Source organism: Polynucleobacter sp. SHI8, assembly GCF_027944005.1.
Taxonomy (GTDB): Bacteria; Pseudomonadota; Gammaproteobacteria; order Burkholderiales; family Burkholderiaceae; genus Polynucleobacter.
This window is the reverse complement of sequence record NZ_AP027204.1, coordinates 215,148-236,296: the sequence shown is the minus strand read 5'-3', so window position 1 is coordinate 236,296 and position 21,149 is coordinate 215,148. Positions and strand designations below refer to the sequence as shown.

General features: G+C 43.2%; 20 protein-coding genes and 1 pseudogene. 11 read left to right on the top strand and 10 right to left on the bottom strand.

Annotated elements, in window-relative coordinates; genetic code table 11:
* Window positions 1–202: 202 nt before the first annotated feature.
* Entirely contained in the window at window positions 203–2,518 is a 2,316-nt protein-coding gene (locus QMN06_RS01255) for an NADP-dependent malic enzyme (protein WP_281970686.1), read from the bottom strand.
* Between the two features lie 65 nt (window positions 2,519–2,583).
* Between QMN06_RS01255 and thiL the strand changes: the two genes are divergently transcribed.
* Genes thiL through QMN06_RS01240 form a run of 3 tightly spaced genes read left to right on the top strand, consistent with a single transcriptional unit; the run spans window position 2,584 to window position 4,712 of the window.
* Entirely contained in the window at window positions 2,584–3,615 is a 1,032-nt protein-coding gene (thiL, locus tag QMN06_RS01250) for a thiamine-phosphate kinase (RefSeq protein WP_281970685.1), read from the top strand.
* A 3-nt stretch (window positions 3,616–3,618) separates the two neighbouring features.
* The gene (locus QMN06_RS01245) at window positions 3,619–4,179 is read left to right on the top strand and encodes a phosphatidylglycerophosphatase A (RefSeq protein ID WP_281970684.1); all 561 of its coding nucleotides are present in this window, start codon (window positions 3,619–3,621) and stop codon (window positions 4,177–4,179) included.
* Complete coding sequence (locus tag QMN06_RS01240; protein WP_281970683.1) at window positions 4,179–4,712, top strand: CinA family protein; 534 nt, start codon at window positions 4,179–4,181, stop codon at window positions 4,710–4,712. Before QMN06_RS01245 ends, QMN06_RS01240 begins: the two co-directional genes overlap by 1 nt.
* A 4-nt stretch (window positions 4,713–4,716) precedes the next feature.
* Here QMN06_RS01240 and pyrF read toward each other — a convergent pair whose 3' ends face one another.
* On the bottom strand, window positions 4,717–5,571 hold the full coding sequence (pyrF, locus tag QMN06_RS01235; protein ID WP_281970682.1) for an orotidine-5'-phosphate decarboxylase: 855 nt from the start codon (window positions 5,569–5,571) through the stop codon (window positions 4,717–4,719).
* Window positions 5,572–5,648: 77 nt separating this feature from the next.
* Here pyrF and corA point away from each other — a divergent pair, with 77 nt between their 5' ends.
* Complete coding sequence (gene corA / locus QMN06_RS01230) at window positions 5,649–6,614, top strand: magnesium/cobalt transporter CorA (protein WP_281970680.1); 966 nt, start codon at window positions 5,649–5,651, stop codon at window positions 6,612–6,614.
* Between the two features lie 59 nt (window positions 6,615–6,673).
* On the opposite strand, the gene aroE is transcribed toward corA, so the two are convergent.
* The 5 genes from aroE to mpl form a co-directional block, all read right to left on the bottom strand.
* Window positions 6,674–7,585 (bottom strand): shikimate dehydrogenase, encoded by a 912-nt coding sequence (gene aroE, locus QMN06_RS01225; protein WP_281970679.1) that lies wholly within the window; start codon window positions 7,583–7,585, stop codon window positions 6,674–6,676.
* On the bottom strand, window positions 7,582–8,961 hold the full coding sequence (gene iscB / locus QMN06_RS01220; RefSeq protein WP_281970678.1) for an RNA-guided endonuclease IscB: 1,380 nt from the start codon (window positions 8,959–8,961) through the stop codon (window positions 7,582–7,584). Before iscB ends, aroE begins: the two co-directional genes overlap by 4 nt.
* Window positions 8,962–9,283: 322 nt before the next feature.
* Window positions 9,284–10,162: an energy transducer TonB gene (locus QMN06_RS01215; RefSeq protein ID WP_281970677.1), complete on the bottom strand. Its 879-nt coding sequence runs from the start codon at window positions 10,160–10,162 to the stop codon at window positions 9,284–9,286.
* Complete coding sequence (locus tag QMN06_RS01210; RefSeq protein ID WP_281970675.1) at window positions 10,143–12,257, bottom strand: RNB domain-containing ribonuclease; 2,115 nt, start codon at window positions 12,255–12,257, stop codon at window positions 10,143–10,145. Before QMN06_RS01210 ends, QMN06_RS01215 begins: the two co-directional genes overlap by 20 nt.
* Window positions 12,258–12,259: 2 nt before the next feature.
* Window positions 12,260–13,648, bottom strand: coding sequence for a UDP-N-acetylmuramate:L-alanyl-gamma-D-glutamyl-meso-diaminopimelate ligase (gene mpl / locus QMN06_RS01205; protein ID WP_281970673.1), 1,389 nt, complete (start codon window positions 13,646–13,648; stop codon window positions 12,260–12,262).
* A 26-nt stretch (window positions 13,649–13,674) separates the two neighbouring features.
* Here mpl and QMN06_RS01200 point away from each other — a divergent pair, with 26 nt between their 5' ends.
* The 7 genes from QMN06_RS01200 (at window position 13,675) to QMN06_RS01170 (ending at window position 19,107) form a co-directional block, all read left to right on the top strand.
* Window positions 13,675–14,247, top strand: coding sequence for a TlpA disulfide reductase family protein (locus QMN06_RS01200; RefSeq protein WP_281970672.1), 573 nt, complete (start codon window positions 13,675–13,677; stop codon window positions 14,245–14,247).
* 139 nt (window positions 14,248–14,386) lie between these two features.
* On the top strand, window positions 14,387–14,848 hold the full coding sequence (aroQ, locus tag QMN06_RS01195; RefSeq protein ID WP_281970671.1) for a type II 3-dehydroquinate dehydratase: 462 nt from the start codon (window positions 14,387–14,389) through the stop codon (window positions 14,846–14,848).
* Window positions 14,849–14,886: 38 nt separating this feature from the next.
* Window positions 14,887–15,363 carry an acetyl-CoA carboxylase biotin carboxyl carrier protein gene (gene accB, locus QMN06_RS01190; protein WP_281970670.1) on the top strand — a complete coding sequence of 159 codons (477 nt, stop codon included), beginning with the start codon at window positions 14,887–14,889 and terminating at the stop codon, window positions 15,361–15,363.
* Between the two features lie 10 nt (window positions 15,364–15,373).
* Window positions 15,374–16,738, top strand: a complete 1,365-nt coding sequence (accC, locus tag QMN06_RS01185; RefSeq protein ID WP_281970669.1) for an acetyl-CoA carboxylase biotin carboxylase subunit — start codon at window positions 15,374–15,376, stop codon at window positions 16,736–16,738.
* 9 nt (window positions 16,739–16,747) lie between these two features.
* A complete protein-coding gene (gene prmA / locus QMN06_RS01180; protein ID WP_281970668.1) occupies window positions 16,748–17,674 on the top strand; it encodes a 50S ribosomal protein L11 methyltransferase in 927 nt (308 codons plus the stop codon).
* Window positions 17,675–17,709: 35 nt separating this feature from the next.
* Window positions 17,710–18,111, top strand: coding sequence for a DUF3426 domain-containing protein (locus tag QMN06_RS01175; RefSeq protein ID WP_281970667.1), 402 nt, complete (start codon window positions 17,710–17,712; stop codon window positions 18,109–18,111).
* A gap of 36 nt (window positions 18,112–18,147) precedes the next feature.
* A complete protein-coding gene (locus QMN06_RS01170; protein ID WP_281970666.1) occupies window positions 18,148–19,107 on the top strand; it encodes a carbohydrate kinase family protein in 960 nt (319 codons plus the stop codon).
* An 83-nt stretch (window positions 19,108–19,190) separates the two neighbouring features.
* Here the strand turns inward: QMN06_RS01170 and QMN06_RS01165 are convergent.
* From QMN06_RS01165 to QMN06_RS01155, 3 genes and pseudogenes are all read right to left on the bottom strand, one after another.
* Window positions 19,191–19,583, bottom strand: a pseudogene (locus tag QMN06_RS01165) (histone H1-like repetitive region-containing protein); the annotation flags it as partial.
* 4 nt (window positions 19,584–19,587) lie between these two features.
* Complete coding sequence (locus tag QMN06_RS01160) at window positions 19,588–19,914, bottom strand: hypothetical protein (RefSeq protein WP_281970665.1); 327 nt, start codon at window positions 19,912–19,914, stop codon at window positions 19,588–19,590.
* 39 nt (window positions 19,915–19,953) lie between these two features.
* Window positions 19,954–21,138 carry a ribonucleotide-diphosphate reductase subunit beta gene (locus tag QMN06_RS01155; protein WP_281970664.1) on the bottom strand — a complete coding sequence of 395 codons (1,185 nt, stop codon included), beginning with the start codon at window positions 21,136–21,138 and terminating at the stop codon, window positions 19,954–19,956.
* Window positions 21,139–21,149 lie beyond the last annotated feature (11 nt).

Sequence of the window (21,149 nt, the reverse complement as noted above, 5' to 3'; positions counted from 1 at the left end):
GTAATTTTGACAAGTAGTCACTGCGAAAATATTTTATAAGTCATTGATTTTAATACTTATAAATTTTTGTTAGTTAACACCAACTACCAAATCAATACGTCCTAAAAAATCAAGAGTGTTTTAAATTCAAACACTTAGTAAACAAAAGTTTACTTTTTAAGTGAACAATTGATCACTAATTCCCGAAGAAATATGGCCTCTTCTAACGATGTGTTTGAACTCCCATCACAGCTAAAGTTGCTAAATTGACAATTCGACGCACGGTCGATGATGGAGTCAAAATATGCACTGATTTTGCTGCGCCCAACAAGATCGGACCAATCGCAATACCTTCTCCAGCAGATTGTTTGAGTAAGTTATACGAAATATTCGCAGCATCTAAATTTGGCATCACCAATAAATTGGCTTCACTGCGCAATGTTGAATCTTTAAGGATGCTCAAACGAATTTTGTCACTTAACGCACTATCGCCGTGCATCTCTCCGTCGACTTCTAAGTCTGGAGCAGTTTCACGCAAGATCGCTAAAACCTTGCGCATCTTGACTGCAGACTCTTGATTTGATGAACCAAAATTTGAATGTGACAAAAGGGCAACTTTAGCTGTGATGTTAAAAGACTTCATCTCAGCCGCAGCAAGTAAAGTGATCTGTGCAAGTTCTTCTGCGCTTGGATCATAGTTAATGTGTGTATCAACAATAAATAGTTGGCGTGTTGGCAACACTAAAGCATTCATGGCCGCATACACCGTTGCACCAACTTCATGTCCAATCACTTCGTCGATGTAGTGCAAATGTGCTGATGAATTTCCAACAATGCCACAAATCATGCCATCGGCTTGATTCTTCTTGACCATCAACGAACCAATAAGAGAACTACGTCTTCGTACTTCTAATTTAGCATATTGTTCTGTGACACCTTTGCGCTTAGTTAACTCATAAAAGGTTTCCCAATAATCTTTAAAACGATCATCTTGGGCTGGATCAGTGATGGTGTAATCCACATCACGGACTAGACGTAAACCTAGTCGCTCAATGCGGCTCACAATAATCGATGGTCTACCAATTAAAATCGGTACTAAAATCCCCTCATCCACCAATACTTGAGCTGCACGTAAGATTCTTTCATCTTCACCTTCACAAAATACAATTCTCTTTTGTGTTTCATGAATTTTTTTAGCCGCTGAGAACAGGGGCTTCATGATCGTGCCAGAGTGGTAAACAAATTGTTCAAGTTGTTCTTGATAAGCCGTAAAGTCAGTAATCGGACGTGTCGCTACTCCTGAATCCATCGCTGCTTTTGCCACCGCTGGGGAAATAATCGTAATCAGTCTTGGATCAAATGGCTTAGGTATTAAATACTCTGGCCCAAATGTTAAATCGGCTGTGCCGTATGCCGTGGCAACCACATCACTTTGCTCTGCACGTGCAAGCTCAGCTAATGCGTTCACAGCGGCAATTTCCATTTCACGAGTAATGGTCGTTGCGCCAACATCTAAGGCTCCTCTAAAAACAAAAGGGAAACATAAAACGTTATTGACTTGATTGGGGTAGTCCGTTCTGCCTGTCGCAATAATCGCGTCTGGTCTAACTTCTTTAACATCAGCTGGGTGTATTTCTGGGGTAGGGTTTGCAAGAACAAAAACGAGTGGATTAGGAGCCATTTTTTTTACCATCTCTTGGCTCACTACCCCTCCTGCAGATAATCCTAAAAGAATATCCGCATCACCCATCACATCAATTAGCTTCCGGGCATCAGTGTCTTTGGCAAATACGTCTTTATCAGGATCCATTAACTCTTTACGGCCACGATACACAACGCCAGCTAAATCTGTTACCCAGATATTTTCGACGCGCATCCCAAGATCAACGAGTAATTTAAGGCAGGCAAGCGCTGCTGCACCCGCCCCAGAAGCCACTAATTTGACATCTTTAATATCTTTATTGACAATCTTTAAGCCATTGGTGATGGCGGCTCCAACGACGATCGCTGTACCATGCTGATCATCATGAAAGACTGGAATCTTTAAACGTTCACGTAATTTACGCTCCACATAAAAACAGTCTGGAGCTTTAATGTCTTCTAAATTAATTCCACCAAAGGTGGGCTCGAGTGCTGCAATAGCCTCAACTAACTTATCAGGATCATTTTGATTGAGTTCAATATCAAATACATCGATTCCGGCAAATTTTTTGAATAATACAGCCTTGCCTTCCATGACAGGTTTACTTGCTAATGCGCCAATATTGCCAAGTCCAAGGACTGCTGTGCCGTTGGTAATAACGCCAACTAAGTTGCCTCTTGATGTATATTTGAATGCATTGGCTGGATCGCTGACGATTTCAAGGCATGCTGCAGCAACGCCTGGAGTGTATGCTAAAGCCAAGTCGCGTTGGTTCGTTAACTGCTTCGTTGGTGCTATGGCAATTTTTCCTGGAGTGGGAAATTGATGATATTCAAGAGCGGCTTGCTTTAAAGCGGCGGCCTGATCGTTTTGTGCTTTACTAGACTCTTTGCTCATATTTTTCCTATTACAATTTTTTAATTACTTTACGCTATTTATTTTGACAACTGCTAGAAACTATCATGGCTTTTGAAGATTCTGACCCAATAGGCGAATTTGACGTGATTCGACGTTTCTTTACCCCTTCGGAGTTTAGTCCTTCTCAAGGGTCTTTATCTGAGTCTCCTATCATTTTAGGAATTGGTGATGATTGTGCTCTCATCAATTCTCCGCCATCTGGGGAAGTGTATGCAATTACTAGCGATATGCTCGTTGAGGGTCGCCATTTTTTTAAAGATGCCAATCCCACCTTATTAGGTCATAAGTGTTTAGCAGTTAATTTGTCAGATTTAGCCGCAATGGGTGCAAAGCCTGTTGCTTATAACTTAAGTATTGCTCTTCCAGGTATCGATATTCCTTGGTTAGAACAGTTTTCTCAAGGTCTTCATACGATCGCTGACTTCCATAACTGTGGGTTAATTGGTGGTGATACGACGGCTGGTCCTTTAACTATCTCGATTACTGCCTTTGGTAAGGTTAATCCACAACAAGCTTTAAGGCGCAGTGGGGCTCAAATTGGAGATGATATTTGGCTCTCAAATACGGTTGGTGATGCAAGACTTGTTTTGGGTTTTCGTCGCGGGGAATGGAATATGGAATTACCTTGGCACGAACTCGCTCATCGAATGGATGCGCCCACTCCGCGGATTGATCTTGGTCTGGGCTTAAGAGGTATCGCCAGTAGTGCGATTGATGTTTCTGATGGCTTACTCGGGGATTTAGGGCACATATTACATGCATCAAAAGTGCATGCAAACATCTGGATTGATGAGATTCCTTGTTCGCCTCAATTGCGTGAGGTTTCTTTAGAACTGAGACGTTTATGTACGCTTAAAGGCGGAGATGATTATGAGTTGTGCTTTACTGCACCCCAAAAACATCGTGATCTTATAAAAACCTTAAGTGAACATCTGCACCTGCCATTAACCCGTATTGGTGAGGTTACCGAAACAATGCCTGATCAAGCAAATATGACTCTTTTAGATGATGATGGTGCTGCCTTGCCTGCCGATTTAGCAAAACAATACATGCGTTCTTTTGATCACTTTAAATAAAACATGCAAACGCCTTCGTCCTTAACTCTACCCAATCGACGTTGGATGTTTGAACGTCCATGGCGCTCAATCGCCTTTGGCTTTGGGAGTGGTCTGAGTAAATTAGGGCCTGGTACGGTGGGGACCTTATGGGCCTGGGCTTTTGCACTGATATTCCAGTATTTTTTTTCAGGTTTTTCTTTGACGGACATGAGTATTTTGCTGATATTCGGTTTTGGTGTGGGTTGTTGGGCTTGCGGTAAATCTGGGGCAGAACTTCAGATATTTGACCACTCGGGTATGGTTTGGGATGAAATCATCGCATTTTGGATGATCTTATTGTTCGTTTTACCAGCTTCATGGAAAATACAGCTTCTTGCTTTTGTTTTGTTTCGTTTCTTTGATATTGCTAAACCTGGCCCTATCCGTTGGGTTGATACCTACTTTAAAAATTGGCAAGGTGATGGTTTTTTTGGCAAGTGGCAACAACTGTTTCGTGGCTTTGGAGTTATGATTGACGATCTTTTAGCTGCATTTTTTACTTTAATTGTTTTATCTGTTTTTATTAAGTTAGGTTTTATTTAATGAATCAAGTTCCTCTTGAGCAACATGTTGCGAAATTAGCCCAGTTATTACTGTCCAACCATCTATCTATTTGTACGGCTGAGTCGTGTACTGGCGGTATGGTAGCTGCTGCTTTAACTGACCTTTCAGGGTCTAGTAGTTGGTTTGAACGTGGGTTTGTGACTTATAGCAATGAATCAAAACACCAAGAACTAGGTGTTTCGATGGATCTCATCCAAACCCACGGGGCAGTGAGTGTCTCTGTTGCAGAAGAAATGGCTAAAGGTGCTATCAGCTCGAGTGGCGCGCAAGTTTCTTTAGCAATTACGGGTGTAGCTGGTCCAACTGGTGGAAGTCTTGAAAAGCCAGTGGGCTTTGTATGCTTTTCTTGGGCAATTCAGAATAAGGACTCTCTCATGGTTGAAAGCGAAGGTGTCGCTTTACTAAGTCCGCAAGATATGATTAATGACCAAACTCGTCTTCATGTACGCACTCTTGCGCGTGACTATGCGATTCTTGGGATGATTACTCGCCTTGAAAAAATCTTGAAATAATTTCCTAAACCGCTCGGATAGCGTCGCGGGTTTGCATCGCTACTTTTCTTGCTGCTTGAGCAAAATCTTGATCACTACTGGCGTATAAGATGGCGCGCGATGAGTTAATGAGTAAATTGGTATTGTGCCCGGCTTTAACTGTGGCAATGGTATCCCCACCCTGAGCGCCGATTCCTGGGATCAAGAGGGGCATTGCGTCGCCCACAATGTTTCTGACAGTCTCAATCTCCGCCGGAAAGGTTGCCCCAACAACTAATCCAATTTGACCTGACTGATTCCACTCATTTGCTGCTAATTGAGCTACTTTTTCAAATAACTTTTGGGGTGCTTGCCCATGGTTTAACTCTAGAAACTGTAAATCCGAACCACCTGGATTAGATGTTCTGCACAAAATAAAAACACCACGATCTTGATATGCGAGATAGGGTTCTATAGAGTCAAAGCCCATATAGGGGTTTGCTGTGACTGCATCCGCCTGATATCTGTCAAAAGCTTCTGCCGCATAATGATTCGCGGTTGAACCTATATCCCCACGTTTGGCATCTAAAATAACTGGAATATCCGGATAATTTTGATGAATATAGTCGATTAATTGCTCTAACTGGTCTTCAGCCCTTGCAGAGGCAAAATACGCAATTTGTGGCTTATACGCACAAACGAGGTCAGCTGTAGCATCAACAATCTCTCGACAAAATGAATAAATCGCTCCACCCTGTCCGCCAATGGTGGCTGGTAATTTGGAGATATCAGGGTCTAGCCCCACACAGAGCATGGTATTGTGAGACTCTACCCGTCGTTGATACTTTTGCACAAAGCCATTAACACTACTTTTGGCAGGGTAATTTGCTTGGTCATTCATAAAATTGTTCCTAGTTCTTTTTAATAATATAAACTCTCTTATGATTCTAGTTGAGAAGTATTTTTTGGGCCCCTCAGATGATTAACTTATTCACCCTCCAAAACGGCCGTTTAGCTCAAGAACAAGTAGAAGATCGTAATGAACTTCTCAAATATCATGACCCTATCTGGATCGATGCCATTGAGCCTGATGACGAAGAACTAAGCTGGATTAAAGAGGCGTTTGGGGTTACTTTGCCTGAACTTGAAGAATTAGGTGATTTAGAGGCTTCTGCCAGGTATTTTGAGGGCGAAGATGGTTATTTACATATTCGTACGGATTTTTTACTCGATGAAGATGATGTGTCACGTAACGTTCGAGTCGCTTTTATTCTGACCAACAACACTTTATTCTCAATCCATGATGAAGATCTTCCAGTGTTCCGCCTTGTTCGGATGCGCGCACGTTTACGTCCTGGCTCAGTGAATGACGCAAAAGATGTTCTGTTAGATTTGTATTCAACAGATGCTGAGTATTCAGCAGACTCTTTGGAAGAGGTATACGAAAGTCTTGAAGAAGCCGGGAAAGTCGTTCTGGCTGATACGGTGACGGATCAAATTGCAGCGACTGTCCTTGAAACGATTGCCAAAGAGGAAGACGTGAACGGTCGTATTCGACGCAATGTGATGGATACGCGTCGCGCCCTTTCCTATTTAATGCGCAGTAAGCTGTTGTCCGATTTACAACAGGAAGAGGCACGTCTCATTTTGCGTGATATCGATTCTCTTGAAAACCATACGGCTTTCTTATTCGATAAGATTAACTTCTTAATGGATGCTACTGTCGGTTTTATTAATATTAATCAAAATAAGATTATTAAAATCTTTGCGGTTGTGTCCGTCGGTCTTATGCCACCAACGCTTCTCGCCAGTATTTGGGGCATGAATTTTGAGTTTATGCCTGAATTAAAGCTTACTCTTGGATACCCTGGAGCTCTCATCCTCATGGTCATTTCTACGATCGCACCGCTTTGGTACTTCAAACGCAAAGGTTGGATGGATTAGTTTTGTACTGTGACAATGTGTCTGCATCTCGTCGCCATCTCAATAACGAGATGTATTTATTAAACAATAGACTTGCGAAGCATTTGAAGAACTGTGACGGTATCTAAACTTCCTTGTGGGAGCTTGCGCCAAACTTCAAATGCCTCAGCAGCCTGCTCCACCAACATACCTAATCCGTCTTTCACCTGAAAGTCACAAGTTTTCATTTGGGCCATAAAGTCGGTCTCTTTGCCATAGACCATGTCGTAAGCTAAGCCTGGCTCTGCCCTTTGCAAGACAGACTGTAAATGTTGCGCTTGGGAGAATATGAGTGGTGATGAGCCCTGCAAGCCTGAAGATGTGCCATTGATAATGATGGAATAGGCTTCTTGAAGCTGCATGATGTGATCAAGCGCTATGGCATTTAGCTGTATTCCATATTCTTGCGCTTGAGGTAAAAAACGCTCCACAATTGCTTGTGCTTTTTCTAATGTGCGATTGGTAATCGTGATTTGGCTTGGCTTTTTTTCCATGAGAGGTAAAATTACTCCCTGTACAGCACCTCCTGCACCAATCATCAACACCCTCTTCCCAGCAATCTGAAATGGGTGTTTTTCAATATCTCTGACGAGTCCAACTCCATCAGAATTATCGCCAACATATTGGCCATTTTCTTGCCAAAGAATATTCACGACACCTGCAGCTTGAGCTCGCTTCGTCAACTGTTGACATAGCTGAAATGCTTCTGATTTGAATGGAACTGTCACGTTTAAACCTTGACCACCTCTGGCAAAAAAGGTATCGACTGTTTGTGAGAATTGTCCTAAATCTGCATAAAGCTTGCCATAGTAGATAGGGTGCTTCACTTGTAAGGCAAATTGTGCATGAATCAAAGGCGATAAGCTATGTGCAACAGGATTGCCAATCACGCCATAAACAGCCTGCTCTGGGTGCATTCTCGGATCAAGTTGGGTATCGGGTGTATTCATCATAATGCGCGAGAAACCTCGGCATTCATGCCGGGGAGGGATAGCGCGGATTGCAAAGCAATCCTCTTGACTCGACTTTGTTTGCTATCTTGGTTAAACAAATATCCATAGCCATCTGCACGTTGAATTACCTTGCAGTATTTATGCGATACACCTTGAATGACACCAGCGTTGGTGCTGATGTTAAAACTACCTGATTCCCGAATGGCGACCTTGCCAAAATAAGAGCCGATCTTCTTACCTTTAGTGACTTCGGCTCGGACGATATCTCCCGTTGCAAAACCATGTACTTGCTTTTGACGCAGGCAATAGCCGCGCGGGAAACCGTAAGAATCTAATTTGGTTCTTGCGTAGGTTCCATGACCAGAGCTTTTGATGGAGAGCGTAGGCTTTTGCCAATCGGAAATGAACTCAACATGACCAGTACAAGCAGCGTCCAGGGCATGGGTTTTGGGTATCTTGTTTTGTAAACGATTAAATTTTGTTTGACCACCGGTGCCTGTTTTCACAACAATACCCATCGTCTTTAGTTCGTTAAACAGCCTCCAGCGCGTGGAGTTCACTGCCGCCGCGTCTTTGAGAGGTGCTTTTGCTTGCGCCAGAATTTTCGCCAAGCGTGTTGGATCGCTTGCTAAAAACTCCCGTATGTCTCGATTGTCCTTCTTCTCGTTGCAAGTTCTACAGGCTAAAGTAAGGTTTGATACTCGATTTGAGCCACCTTTTGATTTTGGGTGAATATGCTCAACCTCAAAAGGCACATTCTGAGCATCGCAATAAACACAAGCACGATGCCACTTGTTGAGGAGATACTCACGCACCTCGTAGCCGAGCAGTGTGCCTTGCTGATATTCGACACCAGATATCTCTGGATTTTCGAGCTTTTGTGTATCGAAGCGGACTAACTCTTGCGTGATAAGAGGCACTGGAGACCAGCGCACGATCCGATCAACCCATGCAGTTGTGGTATTGACGCGGTGCATCAGCGATGGCGCTAACCAGCCTCTTTGCTTGTTGCCACGATTTAAAAAGCGAGCCTGCCGATACCTCGTATGACGATTTCTACGAGTTCTTCGCAGCGCTCGTCTTTGTTCTAACTTCTTACTAATGAAAGCACCACGATGTATGAGTTCGAACAGATTTAAAACTGCTTCAGTCGAACCATCTACGCGGTTTAATGCCACACCAGTTGTTTTACTGCCTGGATCGAGCTTGAGATTTAACTCTTGGAACTCACAATCCTCTGCAAAGCGGTCCACGAGTCGGATAACCATCGGATACAGGCGATGAACACGTGCACGACCTCGTTCGAGCAAGATTCTTGCTCGGCGCTCCGTGCATGGCATTAAAGGCTTGCCGCGTTTATCTAAAACAAAGACCAACTAAAACTCCTTTTAATAAAAAAATACTGCTACTGCTATTACTGCACTGTTACTACGTATCCCTTACGGGATCTTGTTACGACGCCTAACGGCGTTCTCCCTTCGACAATGTTAGCAGTCAGCTCGTAGCGATGTTTTGCTACCGAAGTAATCGTTGGCAGTTTTACCTTGCTGCTTCTTCGACTACTTCTTGCAGAGCTTGGAACTAAGGAAGCATTCCAAGGTGAGTCTTGACGACTTACTGCTAACGTAGTAGCGGTGTTCTGCTACTGAGTCTGGTCAACCTGGCTCTTAAGGCTTTTGACCCTTCAAGCCCCTTCCTTTAGGGAGGGGTAGTTGACGGTTTAGGGCTCGTCATTTTTAATTCTAATTGAGTTGGTCCACTGCCCTTTACAAATGTAAAGGTGGCAATCCAATCAATGACATCAAGCTGAGCTTTCATACTCGCTGGAAATTTTTCAAAAGGAGCGCAAGCCTGAATAATGGCTAAGGTTTGTCGATCTAATTCTGCATTACCTGAGGATTTTTCTACTTTAGGTTTAGTAAGCATTTTTCCTTCGCGATCAATACTTACCATCACAATTAAACTGCCGTATAGGGGCTGGCCACTGACTCTTGGAAAAAATTTAGTGCCATAAGCCTCTACTTTATTACGCATACTGTTGTAGTACTCTGCATACACGACGGATTTTGCACTTGTTGATGTCAATGTGGCTTTGCGTGGGCGTTGACTTTCTAATTCCACACGCTTAGCGAGCTCTGCCTCTAATGGGTCAGTGACTTCTTTTTCTATAGCGGTTTTACCTTGAGTCGTTTTTTTTTGCTGACTACCGTCTTCTCGCATACTACTTAATAAGCGATTTTGTTCTTCTTGTAGCGTATTTAATTTTTCTGCAAGGCCAGGAATCATCGGTGAGATGGCGCTGGCATTGACCTGCGCCTCCTGTTGTCCTCCACCATTTAAGTTGTGCTGTGCAAGTCGCTTTGGATTGACAGGGGCATTTTGACTTTGGCTATTGACGAGCACAACGGCAAGGGGTGCTTTTAAATGTTTAGGCTCAATCACTGGATCATTTTTTTTCATGAGCAGTACCGTCAAATGAATCAAGCAAGAAACCACGAGTGCAATCACGATCGATCGCTTATACCATTGCCGATTGACGACCAAATGTGTGGTTTCGTTAAGTACTAGCGCTGTCATTACTTTCACTTGCAGCAGGTTCTTGGGTCAGATCTACTATCGGAGCAGGCACTTCTTCCTCTACTTCGGCTTCTAGCGTTGCAGATTGGTTTTCTAGAATCTGTATGACTCTTACAGAAGCCGTGAGCATCAGTAAATCAACCTCGAGGATTTCTACTTCAACCCGCGCTCCCCGAGGTGCATTCTGTAATTCAGGAACAAATAAACGTAAGGGAATCGGCTCTACCCTGACCATGCCTTCTTTTTGAACTCTCACATAACCACTCCAAGGCAAGCCCTTTGATTGCATCCAGCGTAATGACCAGTATTTTTCTGCAATTTGTTGATACGCGTTATAAGCGGTATAGGTCGCATCAAATTCTGCACAAAGGCTCATGATTTTTGTATCTTTTGGAGCAAATGGTGCGGCTAATTTTGCCATGACACCTTGTTGTACATAGGCAATTAATTGCCATTGATTGACCAAATCCGCATATCTACGCAGCGGTGATGTACACCATGCATAGTTTTCAACGCCTAAGCCTTCGTGTCGGCAAGGTGTAGTTTGCATTCTGGTGCGTTGCGCTCCCCATCCTTGCTGTGCTCGGTAAATTGCCGGCAGATCATGCGCTGCGAGAATTGATCCCCAAGTCTGATTACTAAAAATCATCCATTCAGCAACGATGGAGTCTATGACTGAACCTCGTTGGCGAGAGCTAATGATGGGTATCCAATCTTGATCTTGAATCGGACTCTTAAGTAAAGTTTCTGCAGTGAGTACTTGTTCATTGCTGGTCTGGATTTCAAAATGAAAATCTCTTGGCAAACTCCCAGGCTCTGGTGGACCTAGTTTTTCTTCTCGTTGTCCATGCTCGATGCGTATCTTTTGTCGCTGCGCATGTAGCTGCTTGGCGGCGCGCCATAAAACACTGAGCTCTTGACGATAAACAATATCGCTACGTGTAGAATCATCTATCGATGTTTCATTGACGAGGTGTTCAATTTCGCCTAATCGAACATTATCAGCGATGAATGTTTTTTCGAGAACGGTTTTTGGTGGTGCACTAAGGTCGATGGTGCCATCTTCATTGGTTGTGACGTATAAAGAAATCGTGGGTCTCGCTGCATGTTCATTTAATGAAAAGATCTCAATCACTGATTGGGGCAACATGGTAATTTTGCCGCCGGGAAAATAGACGGTAGACATGCGCTTCTGAGCCACTTGATCTAAGGTGTCTCCCGGAACAATCGCGAGACCTGGAACTGCAATATGGATACCGATTTGATATTTTCCATCCGCCAGTGGTGTTACTGAAAATGCATCATCAATCTCGGTTGTAGCAGCGTCATCAATCGAAAATGCTTGCACGGTTGCGAGTGGCAAATCCTTGGCTATTTTCTGCCACAAATCTTCTGAAAGTACTGCATCAGCTGCAAATTGAGGGCCTTTGGGAAAGTATTCTTTTAAAAATTTACCTTGATGAATCTCAAGTGGCGAGTGAATCGCCCCTAACTGGAGTAATAATTGCGCTGGATTGATGCTGAGTTGCTGGCTGACATTGCTCAGGGCTTTATACACAATACCGTTCTTGTCTGGGCTCCACAAAAGTTGCTGTGTGGCTTGGGCAATCATGTCTGGTAAATTACCTGCCAACATTTGCTCTTCCCACTCTTTTTGCAACTGCGCCTCTTTACGCTTACGTTCCACAGATGCAAGAGCTGCTTTTAATTGCTCTTCGGGAGCTCTTAAAAATTGACCTCGTCCTTTTCTGCGGAAATAAATGGGGGCACTTTGTAGTGCTGTAGCTAACGCAATCATTTGTGCTGGCTGAATGCCTGCGCCAAAATAATCTTTTGCGACCTGTTCGAACTGAAATTCTTCTTCAGGGGCACATTCCCACAAAAAATCCATATCAATTTGCGTTGCCAATTCTTGTGCTTCAAGAATTGCTTTATCCAAGTCTTGATTTGACCATTGGTACCAAACATCTTTTGCTTTTAGTTTGATCCGCTTGCCAAATTGAGTTTGCGCAGCATAATGGTCTGCCCCAGGAACAAAAGTCCCAATCGTTGTGGCACCTTTAATCTCGCCACCTTCTTCGAAAATAAAGTGCATAGTTAAGCGAATGCCTTGAGTAATTGTTGATGGACGCCACCAAATCCACCATTACTCATCACCAAGATGTGGTCACCTGGCTTTGCAACTGACTTAACTGCTTGTACCAAAGTATCTAATTGATCAAACGTTGTTGCCTTTTGTCCCATGGGAGACATAGCCTCTTGTAAATCCCAACCTAAGGCAGATTTACCTTCTTTAGCACCATAGGCAAAGACGAGATCGGCTTGGGCTAAGCTATCCGGCAGTTGCTGCTTCATGACGCCTAGCTTCATGGTGTTGGAGCGTGGCTCTAGTACGGCAAGTAAACGTTCTCCGCCAATCCGCCTGCGCAGCCCATCAATCGTCGTCGCAATCGCGGTAGGATGGTGTGCAAAATCATCATAAACGCTGATTTGATTGACTTGGCCTACGAGCTCTAAACGTCGCTTCACATTTTTAAATGTACCTAATGCCTTTGCGCTATCCTGTGGAGAAATCCCAACATGCTCAGCAGCAGCAATCGCCGCTAGGGCGTTCATTTGATTATGTCGACCCGCCACATTGGCTAAAATATCCCAAACCACCTGAGCAACCACTTGTCCTTTTTTCTTGACCAAAAAGCCGTCATGTTCCAAGCTTTCAAATGACCATGTCGCTTCTAGATGTTGATTGCCAAAATACTCCACTGGGCTCCACGTCCCTTTTTGTATAACGTCTTGTAGTGCTACTTCGTCACCGTTCACAATTAAACGACCATTTCCTGGTACTGTTCTAACTAAATGATGGAATTGCGTCTGAATGGCAGCTAAATCTGCAAAGATATCAGCGTGATCAAATTCTAGATTATTCAAAATGGCAGTACTAGACCTGTAATGCACAAACTTACTACGTTTATCAAAAAACGCCGTATCGTACTCGTCTGCCTCGATCACAAAGAGTGGTCTTGATCCTTGGCCTTTGCCAATTCTTGCCGATACATCAAAATTATTGGGCACACCGCCCACTAAATAACTGGGATTCTTACCGTTGGCCTCCAAAATCCACGTTAACATCGCGGTTGTGGTGGTTTTACCGTGGGTGCCTGCGACTGAGAGGACATGATGCTGTTGTAAGATCTGCTCGCCCAACCACTGTGGACCTGAAACATAAGGTAAACCAGCGTTTAAAATCGCTTCCATGAGCGGATTACCCCTAGAAACAACATTTCCTATAACAAATAAATCTGGTTTGAGAGACAATTGGTCTGCAGCAAAACCTTCTATTAAGGAAATGCCCTGAGCCTCCAACTGGGTACTCATCGGTGGATAAACATTGGCATCGCAACCAGTGACCTGATGACCCGCTTGGCGAGCAATAGCGGCTATACCTCCCATGAAGGTGCCGCAAATACCGAGAATATGTAAGTGCATGTTGTAATTTTATCCAAGGAATAGGAATGACTGAAGAATTAAATCGAAAAGAATCTTTAAAAAAGCAATTCCCGCTTCTATTGATGCTCGGAATTATTGGTTTAGTGAGTCTATTCATTGGGCTTGGAGCCTCATTCCTGAAAAATAAAGAGGATATAAGTTCCTTACCCCAAGGAGTCTATCAAGAGTTTCTGGCTGCCGATTGGAACGACCCTCAGGGTCAAAGCATCGATACTGGCTCATGGAAAAATAAAATCATTGTGATTAATTTTTGGGCTTCTTGGTGTCCGCCCTGCGTTGAAGAAATGCCCCTACTTGCCAAATTAAGTCAGGGGGCTGATCCACAAAAAGTGGTATTTATCGGGATTGGTATTGATTCTCCAAGCAATATCCGTGAATTTTTAGCCAAAACATCCGTGCCTTATCAGATTGTCGTTGGTGGCATCAGTGGGAGTGAATGGGGTAAACGACTCGGCAATGCTCAGGGTGCTCTGCCCTATACGATCATCATTGACCCTAAGGGCAATAAAGTATTTTCTAAATTAGGGAAAATAACGGAAGATGATGTAAGTAACTCCATTTTAAAGTTAATTAAATAACTTTTAATAACAAATAATGTATTTTTAAAATAGAAAAATACATTATTTTGGATAACTTCAGAATTTTGGGTTTTTTTAGGGATTGCTTAAGCTATACTACGTTTATTCAATTTGACCCTTTTCATGAAAATCACCGAAGATGAGCGCAGATAAACACCAAATCGGTTCAGTACTTGTTTTACAAGGTCCCAATCTTAATTTACTGGGGACTCGCGAACCCACTATTTATGGTCGTGAAACTTTAGATGAGATACATCAACAACTTCAAGCTCAAGCTGCAGCATCTTCTGTACATTTAGTGACCTATCAAAGTAATCATGAGGGTGAGATCATTGATCGCATTCAATTCGCAAAGTCTGAAGGTGTGGACTTTATTATTCTGAACCCGGGTGGCTACTCTCATACGAGCGTAGCGATTCGTGATGCTCTAATAGGGGTTGATATTCCATTTATCGAAGTACATTTGTCGAATATTCATCAACGCGAAGCATTTAGGCATCATTCTTATTTTTCTGATGTGGCTTTAGGTGTCATTTGTGGACTTGGCTCGATTGGCTACCGCTTAGCCCTTGATGCAGTCATCGCAAAATTACAAAAATAAAGTATTGATTTATTAATTCTCTCTATTAAGGATGTTTCATGGATTTGAGAAAACTCAAAACGCTGATTGACCTAGTTGCCGAATCAGGTATTTCTGAATTAGAAATTTCTGAAGGCGAAGAAAAAGTAAAAATTGTCAATCATCGTCCTGGTCAACATCAAACTGTCCAACAAGTCTACATCCCGCCATCGATGCCGACACAAGTGGCAATTGATCAAGATGGCGGTGCCGCACAGCAGAAGGTATCCCCCGCTTCGACTCCTGTTGCAGAGGTACCTGAAGGTAACTTGATGAAGTCGCCAATGGTCGGTACTTTTTACCGCGCACCAAACCCTGAGTCACCAGATTTTGTGAAGGTCGGTGATACCGTGAAAGTTGGTCAAACACTTTGTATTATTGAAGCGATGAAACTCCTCAATGAGATCGAAGCCGAGTTCAATGGCGTGGTCAAACAAATCTTAGTCGAAAACGCCCAAGGTGTTGAGTTTGATCAACCCTTGTTCGTGATTGCCTAAGGGGGACTTTATGTTTGACAAAATCTTAATCGCCAATCGTGGTGAAATAGCACTTCGCATCCAACGCGCTTGTCGTGAGCTTGGCGTCAAAAATGTGGTGGTGTATTCTACGGTGGATAAAGATGCCAAATACGTAAAATTGGCTGATGAGGCGGTTTGTATTGGACCTCCGCCATCGCCTCTAAGCTACCTCAATATGCCTGCCATTATTTCAGCGGCGGAAGTAACTGAAGCTCAAGCAATTCATCCTGGTTATGGCTTTCTTTCAGAAAATGCCGATTTTGCTGATCGAGTAGAAAAGTCAGGCTTTGTCTTTATTGGACCTACTGCTGAATCTATTCGCTTGATGGGTGATAAGGTTTCTGCTAAACAAGCGATGATTGCCGCTGGTGTTCCTTGCGTACCAGGTTCCGATGGCGCTCTTCCAGACAACCCAAAAGAAATCTTAGCAATCGCTAAAAAAGTTGGTTATCCCGTGATTATTAAAGCTGCCGGTGGTGGTGGTGGACGAGGTATGCGCGTAGTTCATATCGAGTCACAACTCATTAATGCGGTCAAAATGACGAAGGAAGAGGCTGGTCGGGCCTTTGGTAATCCGGAAGTGTATATGGAAAAGTTTTTAACTAATCCACGTCATATCGAAATTCAGATTCTGGCAGATACTTATAAAAATGCAGTATGGCTTGGTGAGAGAGATTGCTCGATGCAACGTCGCCACCAAAAAGTCATTGAAGAAGCGCCTGCTCCCGGTATTGATCGTCGTCTCATTGCAAAAATTGGTGAGCGTTGTGCGCTTGCTTGTCGCAAAATGGGTTATCGCGGCGCAGGTACTTTTGAGTTTTTATTCGAGAATAATGAATTTTTCTTTATCGAAATGAATACGCGTGTGCAGGTCGAACATCCTGTGACGGAATTAATCACCGGTATCGACATCGTCCAAGAGCAAATTAAAATTGCTGCTGGCGAACGATTATCTTTCCGTCAACGCGATATCGAGTTTCGTGGTCATGCGATCGAATGCCGAATTAATGCGGAAGATCCTTTTAAGTTCACCCCAAGTCCTGGAAAAATTACTGCTTGGCATACGCCTGGTGGTCCTGGTATTCGTGTGGATTCACATGTCTATGCGGGTTACACCATTCCCCCCAACTACGATTCAATGATCGGCAAACTTATTGCTTATGGTGCTACGCGTGAGCAAGCCATTAAACGTATGCGGATCGCTCTTTCCGAAATGGTGGTTGAGGGCATCAAAACAAATATTCCTCTGCACCGCGAGTTAATGGTCGATCCGAAATTTTATTTAGGCGGTACAAGTATTCACTACCTTGAACATCGCCTCGAAGAACAAGCGGCTTCTCGTAACGAAAAATAATCCTCATTTATGTCTTTTCGCCAACTTCAATTTACTGTCGATGCACAAACTGCCGAGGAACTCGGCGATGCGTTAATGGATCTCGGAGCACTCTCGATCAGTGTCGAAGATGCGCAAGCCAATACGCCTGATGAAAGTCCTCTATACGGTGAACCTGGGATGATTCCAACGCAGGAAGCTTGGAACGAATCCGTAGTGCAAGCATTGTTTGACAATCTTCTTTGGCAGCAATTTCCACAACATACAGAAGCAATCTTGGCTGAACTTGCTCAATCAGGTTTAGCTGTTGATGTCTATACCGAAACAATCATTGAAGATCAAAATTGGGTTCAACTTACCCAATCACAGTTTGAGCCGATTTCTATCACGCCAAACTTATGGGTGGTGCCTTCATGGCATTCCATTCCTGAAGGCCTTCCAAAAGGCGCCATATGCCTCGCTGTTGATCCAGGGCTTGCGTTTGGCACAGGTAGTCATCCAACAACTAAACTCTGCTTACAGTGGCTAGAAAAGCTCTCTCATGATCAGATACTCCAAGGTAAGCGTGTATTAGATTATGGTTGTGGTTCTGGCATCTTAGCGATCGCTGCACAAAAATTAGGCAGTGATAAAACAATCGGTATCGATATTGATCCACAAGCTATGGTTGCTGGTGCACAAAATGCGCAAAACAATCATGTTGATGTTTCATTTTATTTACCAGATCATGCGCTTGATTTACCAAAGTTTGATGTTGTGGTGGCAAATATCTTAGCCAATCCACTGCAGGTGTTAGCGCCTGCGATTGCATCTCATTTAGCGCCCCACTCAGCCCTGGCATTATCTGGAATACTTGAACGTCAAGCACAAGATGTCATTGCTTGCTACGCACCTTGGATTGAATTAAAAGTGATTGATACTCATGAGGGATGGGTTTTGCTTGCAGGTCAGCGATAAAGCCCCTCATGTATTTACGTAACTATAAGCTGTTCATGTTGGTCATATTGCTGTTGCTAGCAGTGGCTCAGGGGTCTTATCTCTTTCATCAATGGGCCACCATACCCCGGGCAGATATTTCTCAATGGCGTGTCGAATACGCGTCTTTAAACTTTGATGAGGATGTCTCTCACCAGTTACAAATACAACTCCGCAGTGAATCATCCATGGTTTTTAAAAAATCAGCTGTGCCGCATATTGAAGTTGTTCTGACCAATATTGCGGGTGAGCCCTTAGCTTATCGTCACTTCACTCCTCAAGAATGGCTCTCTCCTGAACTTCCAAGAAAAAATGAGTGGCTGATTTATGGGGTTGCTTCACAAACAGAAATTACAATAGCAATACCGATAGAAGTACCAAAGGATGCCAGTGGCTTTCAAGTCCATTTGCTCTACTAATACAATATCCATACTTCAAATGATAAAAAGGAATTTATGGCCAGCCTAATTTGCGGTTCAATCGCATATGACACAATTATGTCTTTCGAGGGACGCTTTGCCGAGCAAATATTGCCCGAGCAAATTCATATTTTAAATGTGGCTTTCTTAGTGCCCAGCATGCGCCGAGAATTTGGTGGCTGTGCAGGTAATATTGCCTATAACCTAAAGTTACTTCGTGGCGAACCCATTATCATGGCGACCGTGGGCGGTGATGCTGGTCCCTATTTTGATCAGCTCAGTAAATACGATATCAAGGTGGACTTTGTCCGTGAAATCCCTGAGGCGTTTACAGCTCAAGCCATGATTACAACCGATCGCGATAATAATCAAATTACGGCGTTTCATCCTGGCGCCATGTCAGAGTCCCATCTCAACAATGTCCACACCGCTGCGCTTGCCCTTGAATCAACGCCCAGCTCAATTCAGTTAGGCATTGTTGCTCCCGATGGTCGAGATGGAATGTTAATCCACGCGCAGCAATTTGTGGACGCTAAAATCCCTTTTATTTTTGATCCGGGTCAAGGTTTGCCGATGTTTGATAGTAAAGATTTAAATACGTTTATTGAACAAGCAACTTATATTGCTGTGAATGACTATGAAGGCGAAATGCTTTCTCACAAAACAGGTTTACCACTCCTAGAAATCGCCAAGCGTGTCAAAGCTTTAATTGTTACCAAAGGTATTGAGGGATCCGAAATCTATGTAGATGGTCAGGTCATTCATATTCCAGTAGTGAGTGTTGAAAAACCAATTGATCCTACAGGTTGTGGCGACGCCTTTCGTGCAGGCCTTCTGTATGGTATCGAAAATCAATTAGATATGGAAACTACCGGTAGGCTTGGCTCGTTGATGGGTGCGATGAAGATTGCCTGTCAGGGACCTCAAAACCATACGCCTAGCTTTGAGTTGATCCAAGAGCTCTATCGTCAGGCTTTTGCAAGCGATTTCGCATAAGAAAAACCCACCAAGATTTTCACCATGGTGGGTTGCTTACATCTTTTACTTCTACAGCTGTTGCCTTTCGGAAACCGTCTAAATTAAGGACGGCTACCGGTAGGAAAAGGCCATGCAGCAGTTGGATTTAAAGCCGTTTTTGTTGATGCTTTTGCTTCTGGCTTTTTAACTGCAGGCTTTGCAGCGGCCTTTTTAGCTGGCTTTGCTGCTGGTTTAACTACTTTTTTTTTTGCAGCAGGTTTAGCGGCAGGCTTTTTTGCAGCAGCTGGTTTAGCAGCAGCTTTTTTAGCAACAGGCTTCTTAGCAGCTACTTTTTTAGCAGCAGGCTTCTTAGCAGCTACTTTTTTAGCAGCAGGCTTCTTAGCAGCTACTTTTTTAGCAGCAGGCTTCTTAACAGCTACTTTTTTAGCAGCAGGCTTCTTAGCTACAACTTTTTTTGCTGCAGGTTTCTTAGCAGCAGGTTTTTTGGCAGTTGCCATATCAAGCTCCTTCACGTGAGAAGTAATACATACTACAGTTTAAGAAGACCCTAGCGTTCCGAACCGACTCTCTGGGTAGAAAATCGGCACAAACGCGTGAGCCATTCATGTTTCTATTTCCTTCACTGCAAAATAGTCCCATGAACTTCGTAAAAAAAGCTGTTCCAATTTCTTGGAACAGCTTTTTTAATTCTGCTTGCGCAAATTTGCGCATCATCGATGCTTGAAAACTGTTTTGTAGGATCTCAACATTTTGAAGGGAAACTTGCCCTGTCCGAATTTTCGAACTTTTATTTTTACAAGTTAACTTCCAACGTCTAATGTTCAATCCGTACATCTCCAGTTTTTGGGAGACAACTTCGAGTGGTTAATCCCAACTCAACGCGCCTCCAGTTTGATACTCAATCACTCTAGTTTCAAAAAAGTTTCTTTCTTTTTTCAAATCTATCATTTCTGACATCCATGGAAAAGGATTCTCTTCATTTGGGAACAATGCGTCAAGTCCTATTTGCATACAACGACGATTACAGATGTATCTTAGGTAGCTTTTGAACATCGGTGCATTGAGTCCAAGCACTCCACGAGGCATCGTATCTTCAGCATATTTGTACTCTAATTCCACTGCTTCAGCGAACAATATTTTTAACTCGTCTTTGAACGCAGAGGTCCATAAATGGGGGTTCTCGAGCTTGATCTGATTAATCATATCGATACCAAAATTGCAGTGTAAAGATTCATCACGCAAGATGTATTGATACTGCTCTGCAGCGCCCGTCATTTTATTTTGACGACCCATTGCAAGTATTTGCGTAAAACCAACATAAAAGAACAATCCTTCCATGATGCATGAAAAAACGATCAATGATTTTAATAATTTTTGATCATTTTCAGGAGTGCCAGTTTTAAATGATGGGTCAGTTAATGCATCAATATACGGCAATAGAAATTCATCTTTCGCACGAATCGAAGGTACTTCGTGATACGCATTAAAAATTTCTGCTTGATCTAAGCCTAATGATTCAACAATATATTGATACGCATGTGTATGAATCGCTTCTTCAAATGCTTGACGCAATAAATATTGACGACACTCAGGCGCAGTGATCTGACGATACGTTCCAAGAACGATATTATTTGCCGCTAGTGAATCTGCCGTTACAAAAAAACCAAGGTTTCTTTTAATGATGCGACGCTCATCTTCAGTCAAGCCATTCGGATCTTTCCATGTCGCAATATCGCGTGTCATGTTCACTTCTTGCGGCATCCAGTGATTTGCGCAACCCGCTAAATACTTCTCCCAGGCCCATTTATATTTAAAAGGAACTAGTTGATTAACATCGGTTTGACCATTGATGATGCGTTTATCCGCAACATTCACACGGCGATCCTCTGGTGCTTTTAATGTAGCTTCCTGAATCGGCGCAATCGCTTCGTTTGGTAATGGCGTATTTAAAGCCATCGGTGTAGCTAAAGTAGCAATCTTCACCTCAGGTACTGGTGTTGGCATTACTTTTGCTACGGCTACTGGTGCATCATCTTCCCAATTCAACATCTTATTTCTCC

Bases quoted from the DNA above. Each gene is read 5' to 3' on its own strand.
- QMN06_RS01255 (WP_281970686.1), bottom strand. From the start codon at position 2,518: ATGAGCAAAGAGTCTAGTAAAGCACAAAACGATCAGGCCGCCGCTTTA.
- thiL (WP_281970685.1), top strand. From the start codon at position 2,584: ATGGCTTTTGAAGATTCTGACCCAATAGGCGAATTTGACGTGATTCGA.
- QMN06_RS01245 (WP_281970684.1), top strand. From the start codon at position 3,619: ATGCAAACGCCTTCGTCCTTAACTCTACCCAATCGACGTTGGATGTTT.
- QMN06_RS01240 (WP_281970683.1), top strand. From the start codon at position 4,179: ATGAATCAAGTTCCTCTTGAGCAACATGTTGCGAAATTAGCCCAGTTA.
- pyrF (WP_281970682.1), bottom strand. From the start codon at position 5,571: ATGAATGACCAAGCAAATTACCCTGCCAAAAGTAGTGTTAATGGCTTT.
- corA (WP_281970680.1), top strand. From the start codon at position 5,649: ATGATTAACTTATTCACCCTCCAAAACGGCCGTTTAGCTCAAGAACAA.
- aroE (WP_281970679.1), bottom strand. From the start codon at position 7,585: ATGATGAATACACCCGATACCCAACTTGATCCGAGAATGCACCCAGAG.
- QMN06_RS01215 (WP_281970677.1), bottom strand. From the start codon at position 10,162: ATGACAGCGCTAGTACTTAACGAAACCACACATTTGGTCGTCAATCGG.
- QMN06_RS01210 (WP_281970675.1), bottom strand. From the start codon at position 12,257: ATGCACTTTATTTTCGAAGAAGGTGGCGAGATTAAAGGTGCCACAACG.
- mpl (WP_281970673.1), bottom strand. From the start codon at position 13,648: ATGCACTTACATATTCTCGGTATTTGCGGCACCTTCATGGGAGGTATA.
- QMN06_RS01200 (WP_281970672.1), top strand. From the start codon at position 13,675: ATGACTGAAGAATTAAATCGAAAAGAATCTTTAAAAAAGCAATTCCCG.
- aroQ (WP_281970671.1), top strand. From the start codon at position 14,387: ATGAGCGCAGATAAACACCAAATCGGTTCAGTACTTGTTTTACAAGGT.
- accB (WP_281970670.1), top strand. From the start codon at position 14,887: ATGGATTTGAGAAAACTCAAAACGCTGATTGACCTAGTTGCCGAATCA.
- accC (WP_281970669.1), top strand. From the start codon at position 15,374: ATGTTTGACAAAATCTTAATCGCCAATCGTGGTGAAATAGCACTTCGC.
- prmA (WP_281970668.1), top strand. From the start codon at position 16,748: ATGTCTTTTCGCCAACTTCAATTTACTGTCGATGCACAAACTGCCGAG.
- QMN06_RS01175 (WP_281970667.1), top strand. From the start codon at position 17,710: ATGTTGGTCATATTGCTGTTGCTAGCAGTGGCTCAGGGGTCTTATCTC.
- QMN06_RS01170 (WP_281970666.1), top strand. From the start codon at position 18,148: ATGGCCAGCCTAATTTGCGGTTCAATCGCATATGACACAATTATGTCT.
- QMN06_RS01155 (WP_281970664.1), bottom strand. From the start codon at position 21,138: ATGTTGAATTGGGAAGATGATGCACCAGTAGCCGTAGCAAAAGTAATG.